An 18,786-nucleotide genomic window follows, 5' to 3' on the forward strand; every position below is an offset into this window, starting at 1 on the left:
CCACATAGTTGCGGTCATGCTGCGTCGACAGCAACTACCCCGCGACGAATTGCAGCTACCGCCCGCGCCGCAGTCTTCGCGACGTCGGCATCCGTCGAAGTCAGGCGGACCTGATCGAGGAGATCGATCACCTGACGACACCAACGTACAAAGTCACCCGCAGACAGCGCACGACCCTGCACTCCGGCCGCGATCAGTGCGTCGACAAGCGAGTTCTCGCTCGCCCAGTGATAAACGGCAGTGACGAATCCGAGATCCGGTTCCCGCGTCGGCGGCAGCTTGTGGCGAATCTCGTCCGACCGCAGCTCGCTCCACAATCGTTGAGTGTCGTTGAGGGCGTGACGAAGCGCCGCTGTCGGCACCCGATCGACGGTGTCCCCGTCCCGACGTGATTCGTAGACCACCGAGGACACGACGGCCGCCAGCTCGGCCGGGCTGAGACCTGTCCACGCCCCGGTCCGGAGGCATTCGGCGACCAGAAGGTCGCTTTCCGAGTAGATGCGGCTGAGTCGTCGTCCGGATTCGGTGACTTCGGGCGCTGCTTCGGCAGTCATGTACTCACGCTCTTTGAGTAGCGCAATGATGCGGTCGAACGTCCGCGCCAACGAGTTGGTGGTGGCCGCAGCCTTTTCCCTCATCGACTGCGTTTCCCTGGCCAGCCGGTTGTAGCGCTCACCGATCCGGCTCAGATGTTCACGATCGGGCCAGCTGTGGCACGGATGCGAGCGAATAGCACGTCGCAAGGTAGCGACCTCGGCATCTTCGGATGCGCCCGCCTTGTGGCGCTTCTTTCGCCGGGGGGCACTGATCCCGGTACTACGCAACGCCGAGGCCAGATCGCGCCGGATCCGGGCGGTGTGGTGATCGACATGCTTGGGCAGTCGCATCTTTCCCAGAACGTCGGCTGCTTCCGGGAAATCACCCGAGGAGAGTCGGCCGGCCCACTGGTCCGCCGTCAGAACCAGCGGACGCGGGTCCTTCGGATCGTTGTCCGGGACGAGGACCACTGCCACCCCGGAATGACGACCGATGGGAATTGCGATCACGTCACCGCGGGCGAGTGCACGGAGGGACTCCACCGCATCTCCGCGTCGGTCTTCGCGGCCCTTACGTTCGAGCGCGCGCTCGCGCGCACTGAGCCGCTCACGCAACGACGCGTATTCGAAGTATTCGCCGTCCGCACCGCCGAGTTTCTCCTGCAAACCCTTCAGTGCTTCTTCGTTCCGCTCGATGCCACGCACCAGGCCGACCACCGAGCGATCCGCTTGGAACTGCGCGAAGGAACGTTCGAGCAGCTTCCGTGAATCCGCCGCGCCCATGCGTTCGACGAGATTGATCGACATGTTGTACGAGGGGCGGAACGAACTGCGGAGCGGGAACGTCCGTGTCGACGCCAAACCGGCGACATCCGTCGGCTCGACCCCGGGCTGCCACAGGACCACAGCGTGGCCTTCGACGTCGATGCCGCGTCGGCCGGCCCGACCCGTCAGCTGCGTGTACTCCCCCGGCGTCAGTTCGGCGTGCGATTCACCGTTGTACTTGACCAGACGTTCGAGCACCACCGTGCGTGCCGGCATGTTGATGCCGAGGGCCAGCGTCTCGGTCGCGAAGACCGCCCGCACGAGACCCTTGACGAACAGTTCCTCGACTGTCTGGCGGAATGCCGGCAGCATGCCGGCATGGTGAGATGCCAGTCCGCGTCGTAATGCCTTGCACCAGTCCCGATATCCGAGAACTTCGAGATCCTCTTCGGGTAGTTCCCCGGTGTGTTTCTCGATGATGGTGTCGATCTCGCGGACCTGCTCCGGCGAAGTGAGATCCAGTCTGGACCGCAGGCACTGTGCAAGAGCCGCATCACAACCGGCGCGGCTGAAGATGAAAGTGATCGCCGGGAGCAGTCCGGACTGATCGAGCTGAGCGATGACGTCAGGTCGTGGCAAGGGCCGGAAATCGTTGGAACTCTGGTAGCTGCCGCGTCGTCCGCGGCCACGCGGCTGCCAGCTCTCGACGCGTTCGAGAGCCTGACGTTGCTTGACGTGGCGAACCAGATCCTGGTCGACGAGCACGGTCTTCGGCCCGGCAGCAGGATGACTACGACTGTCGAAGAGATCGAAGATTCGCCTACCGACCATGATGTGCTGCCACAGCGGGATCGGCCGCGTCTCGTCCACGACCACAGTGGTGTCGCCGCGGACGGTTTCCATCCAGGCACCGAATTCTTCGGCATTGCTCACGGTCGCCGACAAACTCACCAGGCGTACGTCCTCGGACAGGTGCAGGATCACTTCTTCCCACACCGCCCCACGGAACCGGTCGGCCAGGTAATGCACTTCGTCCATGACGACGTGCGAAAGCCCGCGCAGTGCCTCGGAGTTGGCGTAGAGCATGTTCCGCAGGACTTCGGTGGTCATGACGACCACCGGTGCGTCGGAGTTGATACTCGAATCACCCGTCAGCAGACCGACTTCGCCGGGGCCGTACCGCTCGACGAGTTCGGCGTACTTCTGATTGCTCAGCGCCTTGATCGGCGTCGTGTAGAAACACTTGCGGCCCGCCGCGAGAGCCAGGTGGACAGCGAACTCGCCGACCACGGTCTTGCCTGCACCGGTCGGCGCGCAGACAAGGACGCCGTGGCCCGCTTCGAGCGCAACGCATGCCTTCACCTGGAATGGATCGAGTTCGAACTTCAGGCTGGACGCGAACGTGCTCAGTTCACTCTTGTTCATAACCACCTCGTCAGGGTTTCACACGCCGCCGACGTGGTGGCACGGCGCTCAGAGAGTGTCAGTGAAATCCTGGCCGGGCGCGTTGTCGCCGGCGGTGTCGGATTTCTCCGCGACCGGAGCCTTGGACTTGGACTTACGTCCGAACAATCCACTCGATTCGGCCTTGGGTTTGGTCGGATTGTCGAAAGCCTCGTTCAGATCGGACGGAGCCGAGATGGAGGAAGCTTCCTCGTCGGACAGTGCACCCCAGTCTTCACCGGCGCGCTTGGCCTTACGTTTGTCGTTGAGGCGAGCGATCTGTACCGCGACCTCGAAGAGAAGCGTCAGAGCCAGCGCGAGCGCCAACATCGAGAACGGATCCGACCCTGGCGTGGCAACTGCAGCGAATACGAAGAGCCCGAAGATCAATCCTCGACGCCAGGCCTTCAAACGCTCGTACGTCAGAATGCCGGCAAAGTTCAACACGACGACGAGCAGTGGAATTTCGAAGCTGACGCCGAAGATGAGCAGCAGATTGATGATGAAGCCGAAGTACTCCGAACCACTGAGCGCGGTGATCTGGACGTTGTCACCGATGGTCAGGAGGAAGTGCAAAGCCTTCGCCACGACGAGGTACGCCAGGATTGCGCCGAGAATGAAGAGAGCGGCACCTGCGGTGACGAATCCGACCGCGTAGCGACGCTCTTTGGCGTAGAGGCCCGGGGTGATGAATGCCCACAATTGGTAAAGCCACACCGGGCAGGCAAGAACGATGCCGGCGGTGAGCGCCACTTTGAATCGCAGCATGAACTGCTCGAACGGCCCGGTCGCCAGCAATCGGCACGCGTCGTCGGTGCTGAGGTTGGCGCGACTCTCGGACGGAAGCTCGCAGTACGGTCCGCGAAGCAGATCGCCCAGACTTTCGAGACCGAGTATCGAGTGTGAATACCAGAAGAAGCCGAACGCCGTGGTGATGATCACGCCGAGGAATGCGAACAACAAACGAGTCCGCAATTCGTACAGGTGGTCGACCAACGACATGGTGCCGTCTGGGTTGACCTTCCGCTTGCGGTTACGCGGGTCTAACGGAATACGCACTGTGCATCCTGGTCTTGGTCAGCAGACAACCGGGGTGAACGAATATTTCACCCCGGCTAGAACGCAGTGTGTACTAGAGCGGCTTGACTTCGGTCGGCTGCGCAACAGGTGCTGCTGCACCGTTTGCGACCACCGCGGTGTTGGCCGTCGGCAACTGTGCCGGAGCAGGCTGTGCGACCGGCGCGCTTGCGGGCGCCGCATCGTCGTTCTGCATTTCCTTGACTTCGCTCTTGAAGATGCGGAGGGAACGACCCAGACCGCGTGCTGCATCGGGAAGCTTCTTCGACCCGAACAGAATTACGACGACAACAGCGACAATCAGCCAATGCATCGGCTGCATTGCACCCATAACGACCTCCCATGATCAGATTCCTCGATGCTACCGGACACAACCGGCGCTCGGAGGTGCCAAAGCACTTACTTCAGCTACCTTTTACCTGTTTGTTTCCTGCGAACTCACTGAACGTGAAGTTTCCCGAAGTTTTACGAACCGATTACGTCATAGGCGTCGAGCGCCGCAACGGCTCGATCATGGACTTCGGAGACCAGTTCCGGTGGATGAAGGACCCGAACGCCCTCACCGAATCCCAACACCAGCCTTGCCATCCATTCAAGTGTTCCGAAACTCATCGTCGCCTCGACCGACCCGTCGTCGTTCACGTGCTCGACGTCCAACGGGTAGTAGTCGAGCATCCACACCCACTCTTTGGTGATGAACAACCGCGCTTCCGGAAGGGAACCGTCGCCGCTGAACAATTCGAGATTCGAATCCTCCTCGAGGGCCTGCGGCGGCGGGTCGGCGGGCTCGTCGAGTTGGACGGCGGCGTCGATCCGATCGAATCTGAACAACCGCACGCCCTCGGCTTGACGGCACCACGCCTGGAGGTAGCTGTAGTTGTCGACCAACACGATACGAACGGGGTCGACGATGCGCTCGGAGACCGCGTCGCGCGAGGAGGAGTAATACGTCAATCGCAGGGCGGTCTTGTCTGCGAGCGCAGCTCTGACCGTCGCGGCTATCGGGTCTTCGGCGATGTCCGGCGCCGGCGATGTGTCCCGGTCCTGACCGATGGCTCGTGCCGCGGCCGAGCCTGCTGCGTCCTCGATCTTCGCGATGGCACGCTGCGCCGAGGACGGATCGACCATGCCGGGCATTTCCACCAAGGACCGCAGGGCGATCAGCAACGCCGTCGCCTCCGTCGAGGTGAGGCGCAACGGGCGATCGATCCCGGCCGAGAACGTGACCTCGATACTTTCCTCGGAGAAGGACAGGTCGATGAGATCACCGGGACCATAACCGGGCAGTCCGCACACCCACAGTTGATTGAGGTCGGTCATCAGTTGAGTGGTGCTGACACCGAGCTCCTCGGCGGCCTCGGCGGGGCTGATGCCAGGATTCGCGATGAAGTACGGCACGAGGTTGAGCAGCCGTGCCAACCGCGACGACAGTCGATTGCTCATCAGTGGTCCCCCTGTCCATTGCCGGTGATCGGGCTCGCCGCGGCGGCGCGCAGCTTCGCGACGACCTCAGCACGCAAATCCGGTGGGTCCAGCACCAATGCGTCCAACCCGTGACCGGCGATCAACCGAGCGGTCCATTCCCAGGATCGAACGGGGATGGCCAGTACGCTGCCGTCGCGATCGGTCAACCGCCGTTCGGACGACGACGTCGCAAGCCGCCGAAGCTCATGGGCGCGGCCGTCTGCGACCCACACCGTAGCCGTCCCGGTCACGACGCCCGAACCGGTCACGCGATCGACGACCTCGCGAAGGTCGACACCTTCAGGTTTGTGAACCGAACCGGCCGGGCCGAACTCCCTGACGTCGTCACCGATCCGTGAGAGCCGGAAGGTCCTCACCGCATCACGGTCGACGTCGTGCCCGACCAGGTACCACTTGCCGTTGTGCGTGACGACGCCCCACGGTTCGACGGTGCGCTCGGTGAACGGTTCGTTCAATGCGCCGCGGTGCTGAAAATGAACTGCTCGGCCGGCGTCGACCGCTGCAAGCAGCTTGCCGAGCGCGGGCTCCGAACCGCGAGTGCGTGCCGGAATCGCGGTGACCGGGGCGGCACTGACTTCTGAGTCGACCTGGACGCCGGCCGCTCGGAGTTTGAGTAGTGCACTCTGGGCTGCCGAAATCAGTTCCGGCGACTCCCACAACTGCACTGCGACGGCGACAGCAGCAGATTCCTCGCTGGTGAGGTCCACGTCCGGAAGCTCGTAGGCATTGCGATTGATCCGATACCCCTCGACGGTCGAGAACCGTCCTGCCAGACCGGTTTCCAACGGGACACCCAGGTCACGAAGTTCGTTCTTGTCGCGCTCGAACATGCGACTGAACGCTTCGTAGTTCGCGGAATCGTTGTACCCGGCCACACTGTCACGGATTTTCTCCGCCGTGAGGAACTGTCTGGTGGACAGCAATGCGATCACCAGGTTCATCAACCGCTCGATTTTTGATGTCGCCACGCCGAAATCCTAGTGGCTATCCGATAACCGAACGCGCGCCGGACACTTTCGTGCCCGGCGCGTCGCCGCAAAACAGACCTGCTGTGTTGTAAATCGTGAAATTGGGTGACCTACATCGAAGCGATCAAACGCTCGACACGCTCGTCGACGGAGCGGAACGGGTCCTTGCACAGCACCGTTCTCTGCGCCTGATCGTTGAGCTTGAGGTGAACCCAGTCGACTGTGAAGTCCCGGCCTGCTGCCTGGGCTGCGGTGATGAAGTCGCCCCGCAATTTGGCGCGCGTGGTCTGCGGCGGATTCTCGACGGCGTCGTCGATCGTCTCGTCCTCGGTGACCCGCTTGACCAAGCCCTTGCGCTGGAGCACGTCGAAGACGCCCCGGCCGCGTTTGATGTCGTGGTACGCCAAGTCGAGCTGCGCGATCTTGGGATCGGACAGGTCGAAACCGTGACGGTCCTGGTATCGCTGGAACAGCTTGCGCTTGATGACCCAGTCGATCTCCGTGTCGACCTTCGCAAAATCCTGAGCTTCGACGGCATCGAGGGTGCGACCCCAGAGATCGACTACCTGCTCGACCTGCGGGTCCGGTTCGCGGTTACGCAGATGTTCGACCGCCTTGGCGTGGTACTCGCGCTGAATATCGAGAGCACTGGCCTGACGTCCACCAGCAAGGCGAACCGGCTTTTTACCGGTCACGTCGTGACTGACCTCGCGGATGGCACGAATCGGGTTGTCCAGCGCGAAATCGCGGAACGACACCCCGGCTTCGATCATCTCGAGCACCAGTGCGGCAGAACCGACCTTGAGCATCGTCGTCGTTTCGGCCATGTTCGAATCGCCGACGATCACGTGCAGGCGGCGGTACTTCTCGGCGTCCGCGTGCGGTTCGTCGCGGGTGTTGATGATCGGACGGGAGCGAGTGGTAGCCGACGAGACGCCCTCCCAGATGTGTTCCGCGCGCTGCGAGAGGCAGAACGTCGCGGCCTTCGGAGTCTGCAGTACCTTTCCGGCGCCGCAGATCAACTGGCGCGTGACGAGGAACGGCAACAAGACATCCGAAATGCGGGAGAACTCACCGGCGCGCGCGACGAGAAAGTTCTCGTGGCAGCCGTACGAGTTTCCGGCCGAGTCGGTGTTGTTCTTGAAGAGATAGATGTCGCCACCAATACCCTCCTCGGCGAGTCTCGCCTCGGCGTCGATCAGCAGTTCTTCGAGCACACGCTCACCGGCACGGTCGTGATTGACCAGCTGGATGAGGCTGTCGCACTCGGCCGTCGCGTACTCCGGGTGCGAACCCACATCCAGGTACAAGCGGGCTCCGTTACGGAGGAAGACGTTGGAGCTGCGACCCCACGACACGACACGACGGAAGAGGTAACGAGCAACCTCGTCGGGGCTCAGTCTCCTGTGCCCGTGAAAGGTGCAGGTAACGCCGAATTCCGTCTCGATACCCATGATTCGTCTCTGCACACTTCGACAGTACAACCAGAATGCGAGGTTCACCCGTGTACTTCGATCGCGTCGTAAGTCACGACTCGACAACGTCGGGCGGCAGCATAGTGTGACGGTGTGAGCCTTATTCGCCGAAAAGTTGTCCGAAGCGACGTCAAAGTCATGGAAAGCACTGGAGCACTGCGCCCTTCCGTGCTCGACCCGACCATGCGGTTTCTCTCCAGAGCCGCCGATCACGGCGTTTTGTGGATGGTTGTCGCCGCCTTGCTCGCGATGATCGGCGGGCGGCCCCGTAGGGCAGCAGCACGCGGGCTGCTCGCACTGGCCGGTTCCAGCGCGCTGGCCAACGGCATACTCAAGCCCCTCTTTCCCCGCCGACGCCCACCGGCACGCGTCTGGCTGAGCCCGAAGCGAGGCGTCGACATTCCGACGTCGTCCTCGTTCCCCTCCGGACATTCGTCTTCGGCCGCGGCATTCACCGCGGCAGTGGCCATGGAGTCCCCGGTTGCTGGAGCTGCTCTCGCACCACTGGCCGCAGCAGTGGCGTACTCACGCGTTCACAACGGAGTCCACTGGCCGTCCGACGTCTTCGCAGGCCTCGCGGTCGGCGGTGCTATCGCTGCCGGCACGCGTCGTTGGTGGGCGGTGCGGGACGAAGAACCCGCCGAACTCGGACCCGAGTGCGTGGTTCCCGCGCTCCCGCGCGGAGAAGGCTTGTTGGTCTTCACCAATCCTGGTTCAGGCTCCGAGGACGACGGGATCGTGGAATCGATTCGAGAACTACTACCGGAAGCGATCGTCTACGAGTTCGACGCGGACATCGACTTCGACATGCAGATCGATGCCAAGATCCCCGAGCTCTCGCCGAAAGCGTTGGGTGTATGCGGCGGCGACGGAACAGTGGTCACGGTCGCGACCGCGGCGACAAAGCACGAGCTACCACTGGCGGTTTTTCCCGGCGGAACATTGAACCATTTCGCCCGCGACGTCGGGGCGGTGAATGTCGAGGAGACCGCACAGGCAGTCGAGTCCGGTCAGGCGGCATTCGTCGACCACGCGGTGGTGCGCACGGATTCCGGAGTGACTGCACGGTTTCTCAACACAGCCAGCCTCGGTGGATACCCGGATGCTGTGCGCCTGAGGGAAAAATGGGAACCGCGTTTCGGTAAGTGGCCGGCCGCAGGAGCCGCGATGATCCGGGTTCTCGCAGCGGCGGAGCCGATGACGGTGACCATCGACGGGAAGCGGACCACAATCTGGATGCTGTTCGTCGGAAACGGGCGATACTCCCCCGCCGATCAGGTGCCGATGTCGCGTCCGGAGATGAACCGTGGACTACTCGACGTCCGCTATCTGCGCGCGGATAAAAAATTCTCGCGCTCACGTCTGCTGTTTGCGGCTGCCACAGGAACATTGGGCAGCTCGCGGGTCTACGTTCGCGAACTCGTCTCGTCGATGTCGGTTCGAGTCGCCGATTCACCGGTAGCCATCGCCACCGACGGTGAAGTGGTGGCAGACGCGCGCCGGTTCGATTTCGACACCGAACCGGGCGCGGTGGCCGTCTACCGAGTCACTCAGTAACTCCAGACCTGCAGTAACTCCCAGACCTACGGAGTATCTACGAGGGTGCGTCGCCGTTTGCCGGCGGCGCATCCTCGACTGCTGCCGGAGCTGGAAGCATCTCTTCCAAAACCGTTCCAGCGATCCGTTTGAACGCACGGCGTGGACGATTGCTGTCGAGTACGGCAACCTCGAGTGCACTCACATCGAGAGTTCGTGGTTCCGACTCAGTGGTTCCGGCCGATGCCGGGCCGCCCTTTTGGAGCGCCCCGACTGCAATCCGCACTGCGGATTCGAGGTCGAGGTCTCGCTGGTACGACTCGCGCATCGCCGTCACGATCGGTTCGGTCGTGCCGCCCATGACCACGAATTCCTGCTCGTCCGCGATGGATCCGTCGTACGTGATCCGGTAGAGCTGAGCCGGCGTACTGCTTCCGAAGCGACCGATCTCGGCAACACAGATCTCGACCTCGTACGGCTTGGGCTGCTCGGTGAAGATCGTTCCCAGGGTTTGTGCGTACGCATTGGCGAGCGAACGCCCGGTGACGTCCCGACGGTCGTACGAGTACCCACGCATGTCTGCGTGGACGATGCCCGCGCGGCGCAGATTCTCGAACTCGTTGTACTTGCCCACTGCCGCGAATCCGAGACGGTCGTACAGTTCGCTGACCTTGTGCAGAGCACGCGACGGGTTCTCGGCGACAAAGAGCACTCCGTCGCGGTAGGTGAGAACGACGACGCTGCGCCCGCGGGCAATTCCCTTGCGCGCCAATTCCGAACGATCGCGCATGATCTGTTCGGCTGATGCGTAATACGGCATCGTCATAGCGCAGACTCCCCTTCCGGACTCGCGGTCGCAGTGCGAGCCGCGACGATCTCCCTGGCGATCTCGGCAGCCCTGGTGGGCGACAACTCCACAGCGCCGGCCGAGGTGATGGTGACCGCCGTCGGATAGATCCCTCGTGTCAGATCAGGACCACCGGTAGCCGAATCGTCATCTGCCGCGTCGTAGAGCGCCTCGACGGCGAACCGAAGCGCGGTGTCCTCGTCGATTCCCGGTGAATACAGCTTCTTGAGCGCCGATTTCGCGAACAGGGAGCCGGATCCGACTGCGTGATAGCCCGCGCGCTCCTCGTATCGCCCACCGACGACGTCGTAGGAGACGATGCGACCGGCGGTGGACGGATCGACCGCGTCCAGGTCGTAACCCACGAGCAGTGGCACAACCGCCAAACCTTGCATCGCTGCTCCGAGATTTCCTCGAACCATCGACGAAAGTCGATTGGCCTTGCCGTCGAACGTGAGTGGGACGCCTTCGATCTTCTCGTAATGTTCGAGCTCGACCGCGAAGAGCCGGACCAGTTCGATTGCGATCCCGGCCGTACCGGCAATACCCGCAGCCGAGTAGTCGTCCGTGACGTACACCTTCTGCACGTCACGGCTGGCGATGAGATTGCCCATCGTCGCTCGGCGATCACCCGCGAGCAGAACACCACCCGCATAGCTGATCGCGACGATGGTGGTGCCGTGCGGAGCTACGTCTCCCCCGCCCATGACAACACCTCCTGTGTCGGCGAAGCGGTTCTGCGGAAGATGCTCCGGTGCATGCACCCGAAGGTATTCCGAGAATGACGACAGATTCGAGCCGAAGCTCAACCGTGTGTCCCCGTCTGTGATCCGGGGCGCGCGATCCACCGTCACTGGCCGCCCTTCTGGACGTAGGCACGGACGAAGTCCTCGGCGTTCTCTTCCAACACGTCGTCGATCTCGTCGAGCAGGTCGTCGGTTTCTGCAGCGAGCTTCTCGCGACGTTCCTGGCCGGCACTGCCGTCGCCACCAGTGGTTTCGTCGTCTTCGCCGCCACCGGCACGCTGCGTCTGTTCTTGAGCCATCGCCGTCGACCTCCTTGTGTGAAGGGAGCTCTCGCGAGCATCCTGTTCGGCCCAGCAGAGTCGGTAACTGATCCCGCTCGGACCTTCACCCTACCGAGCGGCACCGTCAGGTGTGGAGAGACGCGACGGCGAGCCGCATCGGCTGATTTCAGTGAGTGAGCTGATCAACCAGTTCCGCGGCGCTGTCCACGGAGTCGAGCAACGCTCCGACGTGCGCTTTGGTACCTCGAAGCGGCTCGAGGGTGGGGATACGGATCAACGATTCACCGCCGAGATCGAAGATGACCGAATCCCAGCTCGCGGCCGCGATATCGGCCCCGAATCGGCGTAGGCACTCGCCCCGGAAGTATGCGCGAGTGTCGGTGGGAGGGTTCGTGACCGCGTCGAGAACCTGCTGTTCGGTGACAAGCCGCTCCATGGAGCCGCGAGCAACCAGGCGGTTGTACAGGCCCTTGTCGAGTCGCACGTCGGAGTACTGCAGATCCACCAGATGCAATCGCGGCGCCGACCACGCGAGTCCCTCACGATTGCGGAACCCTTCGAGCAGACGCAGTTTGGCCGGCCAGTCGAGGATGTTCGCGCACTCCATGGGATCGCGCTCGAGGAGATCGAGAACCATCGCCCACTTGGCGACGATATCGTCCGCTCGCGGATCACGATCGGTCTCACGGTCGAGGAACTTCGAGACACGTTCGAGGTAAATGCGTTGCAGCGCAAGCCCTGTCAGTTCACGTCCGTCGGCCAGCGCAACGGTCTTGCGCAGAGTGGGGTCGTGACTGATGTGGTGGACGGCGGTGACCGGACGCGCCAGTTGCAGATCGGTGAGGTCGACACCTGCCTCGATCAGGTCGAGTACCAGCGCCGTTGTTCCAACCTTGAGGTACGTCGACATCTCCGCGAGGTTCGCGTCACCGATGATGACGTGCAGGCGGCGATACTTGTCCGCATCCGCGTGCGGTTCGTCGCGGGTGTTGATGATTCCGCGCTTGAGCGTGGTCTCGAGGCCTACTTCGACCTCGATGTAGTCGGATCGCTGCGAAAGCTGGAATCCGGCCTCGTCGCCGGACTGACCGAGACCCACACGACCGGAACCGCAGATCACCTGCCGGGACGCGAAAAACGGCGTCAATCCGGTCACGATCGAGGCGAACGGGGTCTCACGGGAGCACAGGTAGTTCTCGTGCGTGCCGTACGAGGCACCCTTGCCGTCGACGTTGTTCTTGTACAGCTGGAGCCGAGGCGCACCCGGCACGCTGGATGCGTGCCGCGCAGCCGCTTCCATGACGCGTTCGCCGGCCTTGTCCCAGATCACGGCGTCGAGCGGGTCGGCGACCTCGGGCGCCGAATACTCCGGATGTGCGTGGTCGACGTACAACCGTGCCCCGTTGGTGAGAATCATGTTCGCGGCGCCGATCTCGTCCGCGTCGATCACCGGTGCGGGACCGCTCATTCGCCCCAGATCGAAGCCTCGGGCATCTCGCAGCGGAGATTCGACCTCGTAATCCCAGCGTGTGCGCTTGGCCCGTGGCACGCCCGCTGCGGCGGCGTAGGCAAGCACCGCCTGGGTTGAAGTGAGAATCGGATTCGCCGACGGCTCACTGGGTGAAGATATTCCGTATTCGACCTCGACACCGATGATCCGCTGCATGACACAAGAGCCTATGTGATTGCGGCGCGGCACCCACAGGCGTGGCACAGTTGGAGGAATGCACCAACCTCTCACCGCAGACCTGAATCCCGCGGACGAGGTAGTCGCCGTGTACGACCGGACGGGTAATCCGATCGGCCGAGCACCACGTTCCGTCGTCTACTCGGGTGGGCTCTGGCACGCGAGTGCGGGCGTCCTGGTTCGCACCGGGGACGGCTCCCGCATCTACGTCCATCGCCGAACCGACACGAAAGCGGTGTTCGGGGGCTATCACGACTGTCTGGCCGGAGGTGTCGTCGATCCAGGTGAGACGCCGCAGGAAACTGCGATCCGTGAAGTCGGTGAAGAACTCGGAATCTTCGGAACGGCAGACCAGCCACTCCAACTGACGGAGATCGCTCGAAAATCCTGGGACGGCGAGTGGAACAACTCTCCGTTGCGCTGTCACCTGTTTGCGTTCGAACTCAGATACGACGGGCCGATGGCACATCAGCCCAGCGAGATCGCCGAAGGTTGGTGGTGGACGCCGAAAGAACTCGGCGCCCACCTGCAGGACCCGTCGTGGCCGTTCGTTCCGGACTCACGCGCGCTGCTGGCCGACTATTGCTGGAGCTGAACACCGCTGGGACTGAACACTGGTGGGACCTGTGATCAGCCCGGGGTGATCGCCGAGAGCCAAGCAGCGAACGCGCTGGGGTTGCGGGTCTGCGCGAGAACGCGTCCTGGGCCGGTGAAGTCGAAGACAAATCCTTCACCGGACTTCATCGACTGAATGGTGCGCCCCTGAACGGCGCGCCGCATGTTGAAGTTCATCCCGAGGTCGTAGGCGACCACGTGACCGGTATCGATCGTGACTGTCTCGCCTGGCTGCAAGTCGATGACGTCGATCGCGCCGTAGACGGCCAGCACTACTTCACCGTCGCCACTTGCCCGCAGGCCGAAGCCGCCCTCACCGCCGAAGAGGTTGGACATGCCGCCCCACTTGGACTCGACCGTCACACCGTAGGAGTTGGCCAACCAGGTTCCACGGTTGAGGAAGAACGGGCGATCAGAGGTGATGGTCAGCGGGATCAGATCTCCGGGAAGCACACCAGTCACGTCGACCCAACCACCTTGCGGCGGAGCGGTATACGTCGTGACGAAAAATGATTCGCCGCTCAGCATCGACCGCTTGAGTCCCTGCAGGACGCCGCCCTGCGCCTTCGCTTCGAGAACTACGCCGGCAGAATGCGCGAGCATCGCCCCGCTCTCCACGCGCAGCGGTTCGCCGGGCGCGAGGTAGCAGCGAGCGACTGTGGACGACGGATTGTGTCGAAGATGTATCTGCACGGCGGGACTCTAAACCAGCGCGACCGACCGGTCCAATCGCAACGAAGTCAACGGCAGCGACGCAGAGATCGGGCCGACAACTCTCGCGGAGTGGCCGGCCCGATCGATGTTCGTTTCGTTACAGGTACTGGCCCGTGTTCGACTCCGTGTCGATCGCGCGGCTTGCACTGGCGTTCTTGCCCGTGACGAGAGTGCGGATGTAGACGATCCGCTCACCCTTCTTGCCCGAAATACGTGCCCAGTCATCAGGATTGGTGGTGTTGGGCAGATCCTCGTTCTCGGCGAACTCGTCGACGATGGAATCGAAGAGGTGCTGCACACGCAAGCCCGGAGCACCGGTGTCGAGCACAGACTTGATCGCGTACTTCTTGGCGCGGTCGACGATGTTCTGGATCATCGCCCCCGAGTTGAAGTCCTTGAAGAACAGAACTTCCTTGTCGCCGTTGGCGTACGTGACCTCGAGGAAACGATTCTCTTCGCTCTCCGCGTACATGCGATCGACGACGCGAACGATCATCGCCTTCAAGCATGCAGTGCGATCTCCACCGAACTCGGCGAGGTCGTCCGCATTGATCGGCAGACCGTCCACCAGGTACTTCGAGAAGATGTCCTGAGCCGATTCCGCGTCGGGGCGCTCGATCTTGATCTTCACGTCCAGTCGGCCGGGACGCAGGATGGCCGGGTCGATCATGTCCTCACGGTTGGAGGCGCCGATGACGATGACGTTCTCGAGCCCTTCCACGCCGTCGATCTCGCTGAGCAGCTGCGGAACAACCGTTGTCTCGACGTCGGAGGAGACTCCCGAACCACGGGTACGGAAGATAGAGTCCATCTCGTCGAAGAAGACGATCACCGGCGTGCCCTCGGACGCCTTCTCACGAGCACGCTGGAAGATCATCCGGATGTGACGCTCGGTTTCGCCGACGAACTTGTTCAGAAGTTCCGGGCCCTTGATGTTCAGGAAGTAGGACTTGGCGTCCTTGCTGTCCTGACCGCGAGCTTCGGCGATCTTCTTGGCCAACGAGTTGGCGACGGCCTTGGCGATGAGCGTCTTGCCGCAACCAGGCGGACCGTAGAGCAGTACACCCTTCGGCGGCCTCAGCGAGTACTCGTGGAACAGATCCTTGTGGAGGAACGGGAGTTCGACGGCATCACGGATCTGCTCGATCTGACGCCCGAGACCACCGATGTCGTCGTAGTGAACGTCCGGAACTTCCTCGAGAACCAGATCTTCGACCTCGGCCTTCGGGATGCGCTCGAAGGCGTACCCGGCTTTGGTGTCGACGAGCAACGAGTCGCCCGGACGCAGTTTCCTGGTCGGAGAATCGGCGTCGTACGCGATGATGTCGGCTTCGGGGTCGGCGAAGACGGCCGCCAACGGTGCTGCGAGCCAGACGATGCGCTCTTCGTCGGCATGGCCGACCACCAGTGCGCGCAAGCCGTCGTCGAGTACCTCACGGAGCGTGCTGATCTCACCGACCTGCTCGTAGGTGCCGGCCTCGACGATGGTGAGTGCCTCGTTGAGGCGAACTGTCTGCCCGAGGGCGAGGGTGTCCGTGTCGATGTTCGGTGAGCACGTCAACCGCATCTTGCGACCCGACGTGAACACGTCGACGGTCTTGTCCTCGTGTACCGAGAGAAGGACTCCGTAACCGCTCGGCGGTTGACCGAGTCTGTCGACTTCTTCACGAAGCGCGATGAGCTGCTGACGGGCCTCTTTGAGGGTGTCCATCAACTTGCTGTTTCGGATGGACAACGAGTCCACCTTCGACTCCAGCTCACGCACCTGCTCCGGCGATTGTGCAAGTTGTCGGCGCAGTACTTGTGCTTCCACTCGTAGCGCGTGGAGTTCTTCTGCTGCCGCAACCGAATCCGGGTTCTCTGTCGAGCTCATGTGCGTCTCCTCCCAGTGCGATCCATCAACGCTACCGGCATAAGGCCCCAACTGTCGCCAGACACGGTGCGCGAGTGCGAATTCACACCTGCGCGCGGACCGTGCCGACTGGTCTCGAGCCAGAATTTGGTCATGTTAGCCTTGCCTACAAGATGGAGACAGCGCCTGTCTCTCTTTACAACGAAAGGTAACGCTGTGATCATCCGCAAGACTCTCATCAGCGCTTGTGCTGTCGCTGCCGTCCTGACCATGGGTGCATGCAGCTCGGACGACAACAAGGATTCGACGGCTGCAAGTTCGACTTCCGCCGCCGCCTCGAGCACCACGGCCAAGGCCTCGGCTTCCGCCACGACGTCAGCTGCCGCTGCCGCAGCGGCTCCGACGGCCGAGGAGCTCAACGCTTCGCTCGTCGCTCTGATCGATCCGGCCAAGCCGATCGAGGAGAAGACCGCTCTGGTGGTCGACGGAACCAAGCGTCAGGCCAACATCGAGACGATGAGTGCTGCGCTGGGCGGTAACCCGGCCTACGCGATCACGTTCAACGTGGACAACGTCAAGGTCGACGGTCAGACCGCAACTGCAGACGTCGCCGTCGTCAGCCCGCACGGCGCCGCCCCGGCCACCCCGTGGACCTGGGAGCTCGAAGACGGCTCCTGGAAGCTGTCCGACACCTCGGCTTGCGTGCTCCTGGAAATGGGCCGCGCTTCCTGCACCGCATAACTTCCAGCTACGACAAGAGCGGCGATCCGGATACCGGATCGCCGCTCTTGTTGTTTTCGTGTGACTACTTGGCCGCGGTGTTCGAGCCCTTGCCCGCACGCCTCTGCGGCTTCGGGGTGACAGTTCCTTCGGCGAGACGTCGAGCGCTCACGAGGAACGCGGTGTGGCCTTGCATCCGATGTTCGGGGCGCACCGCCAATCCGACGACGTGCCAACCGCGCACGATCGATTCCCACGAGCGTGGCTCGGTCCAGCATTCCTGCTCCCGCATCGCCTCGACGACCTTCGAGAGCTGAGTAACGGTCGCGACGTAGACGATCAACACGCCGCCCGGCACGAGTGCCTTCGAGACGGCGGGCAGGACGTCCCACGGGGCCAGCATGTCGAGGACGACGCGATCGACCTTGCCTCCGTGCGCTTCCGGATCGAACTCCGCGAGATCGGCGATGGTCAGTTCCCAGTTCGGCGGACGTTCCCCGAAGAAGGTCTCGACGTTGCGAACCGCATGTTCGGCATGATCGTCGCGGACCTCGTAGGAGATGACCTTGCCCTCGGGTCCGACGGCACGCAGCAGCGAACATGTCAGTGCGCCGGAGCCGGCTCCGGCCTCGAGCACGCGCGCTCCGGGGAACACGTCGCCTTCGTGGACGATCTGAGCTGCGTCCTTCGGGTAGATGACCTGGGCACCGCGCGGCATGGACAGCACGTAGTCCACCAGCAGGGGGCGCAGTGCGAGATAGGGCGTGCCGTTGACCGACTTGACGACGCTGCCCTCGTCGGCACCGATCAGATCGTTGTGAACGATTCCACCCTTGTGCGTGTGGTATTCGCGGTTCGCCTCGAGAACGATCGTGTAGTGGCGTCCCTTGCCGTCGGTCAGCTGTACTCGGTCGCCGACGCGGAACGGACCTGACGGCCGCTTGCCCGGCGCAGTGAGATCAGCTTCTGGAAGCTCTTGTTCGGGAATCTCGGCGACAGCGGACTGCACAACCTCATCCACTTCGGTCGTGCCTTCTTCTGGTTGCAGCTCGTTCGCCATGCGCAGATGATCCCTGTTCGCTTGTTTCCGGTGTCCTCGCCACCGGCTCCGACGGAGTTGTCGGACCAACCGCATAGCCTGCCAGGTGTGAGCTCTGTCGAATTGCCAACCCCCACTCCAACGGGTGCAACATCACACGAGCGCCCGCGTAGTCGGCCGGCGCTCTCTCCGTCTCGGGCGGGTGACTACAAACAATGCCCCCTGCTCTACCGCTTCCGAGCAGTCGACAGAATTCCGGAAACGCCAACCAGAGCCCAGGTCAGAGGCACCGTCGTACACGCGGCACTGGAAGCACTGTTTGCACTCCCGACCGGTCACCGGGTTCCCGATCGCGCAGCCGAACTCGTCCGTCCCGCGTGGGAACGTGTCAGTGCCGAGTCTCCCGAGGCCGCTGACCTTGTTCCGGAGGGCGAGCTGGATTCGTTCCTCGACGAAGTCGGCAAGCTCGTCGCGACGTACTACACGCTCGAAGATCCCACTCGATTCGATGCCGAGGCGTGCGAGGTCTACGTCGAGACCGAATTGGAGAACGGCGTTCGACTCCGCGGCTTCGTCGACCGGATAGACGTTGCACCGACGGGTGAGGTGCGGGTGGTCGACTACAAGACCGGAAAAGCGCCTCGCGAGTTCACCGAATCCAAGGCGCTCTTCCAGATGAAGTTCTACGCGCTCGTACTGCTGCGCACTCGCGGAATCGTTCCCGCACAACTGCGCCTGATCTATCTGGCCTCCGGCTCGATTCTCACGTACGCCCCGGATCACGACGAGCTCATCCGATTCGAGCGAACCCTCTCCGCCATCTGGAAAGCGATCCTCGCAGCAGGTGCGACCGGAGACTTCAGACCCAAGCCTGGCAAACTGTGCGACTGGTGCGATCACAAGTCACTGTGCCCCTCGTTCGGCGGAACACCTCCGCCGTATCCAGGTTGGCCGGACCTGCTGAGCACCGAACCTGTTGCCGCAAAGGAGAATTCATAAC

Annotated in this window: 17 protein-coding genes; 4 read left to right on the forward strand and 13 right to left on the reverse strand. The window is 62.7% G+C overall.

All coding sequences use genetic code 11. The annotated features are described in order from the left end of the window. Positions 1-14: 14 nt before the first annotated feature. The 6 genes from P3G66_RS18005 to pafA all read right to left on the reverse strand — a co-directional run bounded on the left by P3G66_RS18005 (position 15) and on the right by pafA (position 7,743). Positions 15-2,726: an RNA helicase gene (locus P3G66_RS18005; RefSeq protein WP_003944907.1), complete on the reverse strand. Its 2,712-nt coding sequence runs from the start codon at positions 2,724-2,726 to the stop codon at positions 15-17. Positions 2,727-2,774: 48 nt separating this feature from the next. Then, the gene (gene tatC / locus P3G66_RS18010) at positions 2,775-3,803 is read right to left on the reverse strand and encodes a twin-arginine translocase subunit TatC (RefSeq protein ID WP_003945030.1); all 1,029 of its coding nucleotides are present in this window, start codon (positions 3,801-3,803) and stop codon (positions 2,775-2,777) included. Between the two features lie 73 nt (positions 3,804-3,876). Further along, complete coding sequence (gene tatA, locus P3G66_RS18015) at positions 3,877-4,152, reverse strand: Sec-independent protein translocase subunit TatA (RefSeq protein ID WP_003944836.1); 276 nt, start codon at positions 4,150-4,152, stop codon at positions 3,877-3,879. 134 nt (positions 4,153-4,286) lie between these two features. Further along, positions 4,287-5,264, reverse strand: a complete 978-nt coding sequence (locus tag P3G66_RS18020; RefSeq protein ID WP_276116954.1) for a YafY family protein — start codon at positions 5,262-5,264, stop codon at positions 4,287-4,289. Continuing rightward, entirely contained in the window at positions 5,264-6,274 is a 1,011-nt protein-coding gene (locus tag P3G66_RS18025) for a YafY family protein (protein ID WP_003944939.1), read from the reverse strand. The genes P3G66_RS18020 and P3G66_RS18025 overlap by 1 nt, the downstream gene beginning before the upstream one ends. A gap of 110 nt (positions 6,275-6,384) precedes the next feature. Continuing rightward, a complete protein-coding gene (gene pafA / locus P3G66_RS18030) occupies positions 6,385-7,743 on the reverse strand; it encodes a Pup--protein ligase (RefSeq protein ID WP_007729869.1) in 1,359 nt (452 codons plus the stop codon). Positions 7,744-7,842: 99 nt separating this feature from the next. On the opposite strand from pafA, the gene P3G66_RS18035 reads away from it, so the two are divergent. After that, positions 7,843-9,306 carry a phosphatase PAP2 family protein gene (locus P3G66_RS18035; RefSeq protein WP_003944928.1) on the forward strand — a complete coding sequence of 488 codons (1,464 nt, stop codon included), beginning with the start codon at positions 7,843-7,845 and terminating at the stop codon, positions 9,304-9,306. A gap of 37 nt (positions 9,307-9,343) precedes the next feature. Here the strand turns inward: P3G66_RS18035 and prcA are convergent, their stop codons facing one another. The 4 genes from prcA to dop form a co-directional block, all read right to left on the reverse strand. After that, the gene (gene prcA / locus P3G66_RS18040; protein WP_054832174.1) at positions 9,344-10,111 is read right to left on the reverse strand and encodes a proteasome subunit alpha; all 768 of its coding nucleotides are present in this window, start codon (positions 10,109-10,111) and stop codon (positions 9,344-9,346) included. Continuing rightward, positions 10,108-10,986 carry a proteasome subunit beta gene (prcB, locus tag P3G66_RS18045; RefSeq protein ID WP_054187394.1) on the reverse strand — a complete coding sequence of 293 codons (879 nt, stop codon included), beginning with the start codon at positions 10,984-10,986 and terminating at the stop codon, positions 10,108-10,110. Before prcB ends, prcA begins: the two co-directional genes overlap by 4 nt. Continuing rightward, positions 10,983-11,177: a ubiquitin-like protein Pup gene (locus P3G66_RS18050; protein ID WP_003944925.1), complete on the reverse strand. Its 195-nt coding sequence runs from the start codon at positions 11,175-11,177 to the stop codon at positions 10,983-10,985. Before P3G66_RS18050 ends, prcB begins: the two co-directional genes overlap by 4 nt. 148 nt (positions 11,178-11,325) lie before the next feature. Beyond that, complete coding sequence (gene dop / locus P3G66_RS18055; protein WP_003944852.1) at positions 11,326-12,825, reverse strand: depupylase/deamidase Dop; 1,500 nt, start codon at positions 12,823-12,825, stop codon at positions 11,326-11,328. A 58-nt stretch (positions 12,826-12,883) separates the two neighbouring features. Here dop and P3G66_RS18060 point away from each other — a divergent pair, with 58 nt between their 5' ends. Next, positions 12,884-13,441, forward strand: a complete 558-nt coding sequence (locus P3G66_RS18060) for an NUDIX domain-containing protein (RefSeq protein ID WP_054828098.1) — start codon at positions 12,884-12,886, stop codon at positions 13,439-13,441. Positions 13,442-13,476: 35 nt separating this feature from the next. On the opposite strand, the gene P3G66_RS18065 is transcribed toward P3G66_RS18060, so the two are convergent. Both P3G66_RS18065 and arc read right to left on the reverse strand, forming a co-directional pair. Further along, positions 13,477-14,154 carry a TIGR00266 family protein gene (locus tag P3G66_RS18065; RefSeq protein WP_003944961.1) on the reverse strand — a complete coding sequence of 226 codons (678 nt, stop codon included), beginning with the start codon at positions 14,152-14,154 and terminating at the stop codon, positions 13,477-13,479. Between the two features lie 118 nt (positions 14,155-14,272). Beyond that, positions 14,273-16,048 carry a proteasome ATPase gene (gene arc / locus P3G66_RS18070; RefSeq protein WP_003944870.1) on the reverse strand — a complete coding sequence of 592 codons (1,776 nt, stop codon included), beginning with the start codon at positions 16,046-16,048 and terminating at the stop codon, positions 14,273-14,275. A gap of 195 nt (positions 16,049-16,243) precedes the next feature. On the opposite strand from arc, the gene P3G66_RS18075 reads away from it, so the two are divergent. Continuing rightward, complete coding sequence (locus P3G66_RS18075; RefSeq protein WP_003944789.1) at positions 16,244-16,768, forward strand: hypothetical protein; 525 nt, start codon at positions 16,244-16,246, stop codon at positions 16,766-16,768. A gap of 64 nt (positions 16,769-16,832) precedes the next feature. Here P3G66_RS18075 and P3G66_RS18080 read toward each other — a convergent pair whose 3' ends face one another. Next, positions 16,833-17,756, reverse strand: a complete 924-nt coding sequence (locus P3G66_RS18080; protein ID WP_007729892.1) for a tRNA (adenine-N1)-methyltransferase — start codon at positions 17,754-17,756, stop codon at positions 16,833-16,835. Here P3G66_RS18080 and P3G66_RS18085 point away from each other — a divergent pair. Continuing rightward, complete coding sequence (locus P3G66_RS18085) at positions 17,724-18,785, forward strand: RecB family exonuclease (RefSeq protein ID WP_003944992.1); 1,062 nt, start codon at positions 17,724-17,726, stop codon at positions 18,783-18,785. The two genes, P3G66_RS18080 and P3G66_RS18085, sit on opposite strands and share 33 nt — an antisense overlap. Position 18,786: the final 1 nt, after the last annotated feature.

The organism is Rhodococcus sp. C3V, assembly GCF_029269915.1.
Classification (GTDB): domain Bacteria; phylum Actinomycetota; class Actinomycetes; order Mycobacteriales; family Mycobacteriaceae; genus Rhodococcus_F; species Rhodococcus_F qingshengii.